Here is a 3,265-nt window from a genome sequence, read left to right on the forward strand (position 1 = left end):
GCGTCGCTGAGCCCCTTTTCCTTGCGCAGACTGACCGCGAACGCCCATTGATCGGGCTCAGTCATGGCCTGACGAATGATGTTCTCGGACCCGGCGATGAGCGTATCGAGTTTCTCGTCTGATGCAGTGACGTGAACCGGGATCTCGGTAAGCCCGGCCTTGATGCACGCACGAACGCGTCGCGAACCGGCGATGATTTTCAGCGAACCATCTTCCTGCTCACGGACCAAAGGCGGGTGAATGAGACCGGCAATCTGGATGTTGAGTGCAAGGCGGCGGTCTTCGTCGTGGCAGGACGGCGTGCGGCGAGGGTTCGTATCATTGGCCACGAGGCTCTTGGGATTCACAAGGCGCAGTTCGGGTGTCGCATTGGTCATGGTCATGTCTCCTTATCTCCTGCGCTGGGCGCAGGAGCGGTTTCATTCGTAGGTTTGGGAGGGCGTCAGGCCTGGAAGGTGTAGGCCTCGTGATCGACGATGCGCTGCATGTGCGAGACGGAGAGATCGCGTGTAGAAAGGTCGAAGACCGCTTCGCCGTAGCCGCCTGCCCCGTCGTTCCAGTCTGGCTTGGACCGACCAAGGACGATCTGGACGCAAAGCCACGCAACATCAGACAGTGTGTCCGGGAAAACCGCAGCGAGCTGAGCAGGAAGGCCCATGGCATCGACCGCTGTAGGCAGGCGGATTACGTCAGGCATGGCGACGCTGGCTGATCGGTCTTCAAAGCAGACCGTAGGAGTGTCGATCACGTCGTAGCGGCAATCATAGGAGAGCACGATCCGCTTTAGGGCGTTATCGTACATCGCATCCCAGATCAGAATGAGGTTCTCTTGCAGTGCCTCCTGGCGCAGCGCCTGGTGGTGCTGCAGCTGCTCCATGTAATCAGGCCCAATCACTGAAGGGCGTTCCATCTGGGGTGCGATCTGTTCGGACATTGTCCTGTCTCCGGCTTGTGTCTCGCGCTCTAATCTCTGCGCTTGACCATTCCGGTAGGTGACGGGTCGGGCCGGGTCAGGCGCGGCGCGTAAGCGCCGGGACCGGACCCACGCGCAGCTTGCGAGCATGGGGAGGACCCACCGCTTGATGCGGGCCGATCCCGTCACCTACCCCCTCTCTCCTTCTTCCGCTCGTCGCCTTTCCCCGTCCGAGAACCTCGGACGGGCGGGTCAACGGCTCACGCTGGGAGGGGCACATCGACGCTTGCGGCGACCGCGATCGGACGCACCCAGATGGGTTCGACACCGAGCATGAATGTCTCGCCATTCCATGCGGCCAGCAGCGTACGGCCCATGGTTTCCGCAATCGCGCGCGCCGCATCGGGCGGGACTGCATTGCCGATCCGCTCACGCCACGCAGAGTCACTCAGACCGTCGAGCTCGGCCTGCTCCTCAGGATCGTAGAGCGACTGCAGTGCCGCCAGCTCGGCTGTCGTGAAGGGTCGATGCCAGGTACCGTCGAGGGCGCGGATAACCGCAACGAGCTTCTCGGTCGCGCAGGGAAGCGCCTGACGGGGATCAGCCACAGCCCAGCGGCCGTTATCATGGCCAGCAGCGGCGCTCACGGCGCCGGTCGCGTCATCCCATGAAACCACCCCATAATGGCCCGCGGTGAGGTAGGGATCTCCCTTTTCGCGCGATAGGTTCGGTCGCGGATCGGCGATGCGCTGTCCTGAACCTCCCGGCTCGCCGAGCACACCTTCATCCCCTGTCCAGGGGACGATCCTGTATTCATTCGTCAGTGCGGACCCGGCGAGGTCGCGCGGGTCAGCGACTGCATGCGGACCGCCTCCAACAAGCATTTTTCCCGTGACGACGGGAGCTGGCTCGTCCCAGCGCCGGATACCGTGCTGGACTGAGCGCTCGTGACCATCGATCCGAGGGTCGGCTACATTGAACCGTCCATTCGTCGCATTCGAGCGTCCTGCGACCACGCCAACTGCATCACTCCAGGGGACAACGCCGAGAGGGCCACCACGCCAGTGCTGTTCCGATACCAGAAGGTAGTCGCGCAGAACGCCGTTCTCCACAGCAAGCCGTTGTAAGGAACGCCAGTCCTTTCCAGCTTCGACAAAAGCAAGTCTGGCCCAGGTCTGCCACTGGAGACGAGGCACGCGGTGCATCGGTCCTGCCAGTGGATCGCCCGGCAGGCGCATACGCCCCAGTACATCGCCCACGCCGCCGATTGCGCGTTTGGGTGGTTCCCAGAGGAACGGCCGCACCTTGGCGGCATGCCGCGCGACGAGGAGAAAACGCTTGCGCGATTGCGACAGCCCGCCCAATGCGCCGCAGTCATGCGTCGTCTCGGCGACAGCGTACCCATAGCTCCCAAGAAGCGCCACGATCTGATCGAGCAGGTGCCTGCCACGGGTCGCGATGCGCGGCACATTTTCGAAGAGAATGAATTCGACCGGATCCTCTTTGTACGCTTCCAGAGCAAGCCATATACCGCGAAGCGTAAGGCGGTTGAGCGCCTGATACCGCCCTGTCCGGCTCATGGTTTCTGACAAGAGACCGGAAAATCCCTTGCAGGGTGCAGACAGGAAAAGGATGTGCGGCTTGCGGTTATTGAACGCGCGATGAATGTCGGCCGTGGTTGCTTCGGACCAGTCGGGCGCAGGGTCTGCGCCATGGAAATCCCGATACTGACCACGATCGAACAGGTCTAGGACGGTGCCCTTGACGCCTGACAGGCGTTCAAAGTCGCGGATCGCTGCAGGATCCACATCGATTCCGCCGAGGCATTCGAATGACGCTGTCAGGGCGCCGTGTCGGGCCTTGGCTGCGTTGAAGCCCTTTGCTCCCCCGCCGAGGCCGCAGAACAGATGTGCGTGGGTGATAACGTGATGCGTCGTCAGGTCTGGCATGATTTCTTCTCCCTTTACGACTTCCCGGCTAGTCGTCAGGGGCGGTCCGGGTCAGTCGCGGCGCATAAGCGCCGGGACCGGACCCACGCGCAGCTTGCGAGCATGGGGAGGACCCACCGATTGAGGCGGACCGGGCCTGTCGGCTAACCCCTCTCTCTCTGTTCCAAGCGGCTATCGGGATCTCTTTCACCCGATGCGGCATTGGGCAGGGGCAGTCGGGCTGCCACCTTGGCAATCGTCAGAAGAGACCCAGTTGCACCGGGGCTGCACTCGGCATCATAGCCGCCCCGGCGGGGGCAAGGTGTTTGTATTTCGCGCTGAGCGCCGCGAGCATCGCGCGCTCGGTGTGCTCCTTTTCGCGGCGCAGTTCGCTGCGATAAGCGTCGGCGAGGCGCGCGGCGCG

3 protein-coding genes are annotated in these 3,265 nt (G+C 62.9%); all 3 read right to left on the reverse strand.

Annotated elements, in window-relative coordinates; genetic code table 11:
• On the reverse strand, positions 1 to 377 hold a 377-nt coding region (locus P792_RS38230), incomplete at its 3' end, for a ParB N-terminal domain-containing protein (RefSeq protein WP_235075392.1).
• Positions 378 to 442: 65 nt separating this feature from the next.
• Entirely contained in the window at positions 443 to 934 is a 492-nt protein-coding gene (locus P792_RS23690) for a DUF6878 family protein (RefSeq protein ID WP_023977764.1), read from the reverse strand.
• Between the two features lie 239 nt (positions 935 to 1,173).
• Positions 1,174 to 2,862, reverse strand: coding sequence for a DNA cytosine methyltransferase (locus tag P792_RS23695; protein WP_023977765.1), 1,689 nt, complete (start codon positions 2,860 to 2,862; stop codon positions 1,174 to 1,176).
• Between the last annotated feature and the right edge of the window lie 403 nt (positions 2,863 to 3,265).

Origin of the sequence: Asaia sp. SF2.1, from assembly GCF_000505765.1 — a bacterium.
In the GTDB taxonomy this organism is placed as follows: domain Bacteria; phylum Pseudomonadota; class Alphaproteobacteria; order Acetobacterales; family Acetobacteraceae; genus Asaia; species Asaia bogorensis.

Excerpts from the sequence above, each read along its gene's own strand:
- P792_RS23690 (WP_023977764.1), bottom strand. The coding sequence starts at position 934 with ATGTCCGAACAGATCGCACCCCAGATGGAACGCCCTTCAGTGATTGGG.
- P792_RS23695 (WP_023977765.1), bottom strand. The coding sequence starts at position 2,862 with ATGCCAGACCTGACGACGCATCACGTTATCACCCACGCACATCTGTTC.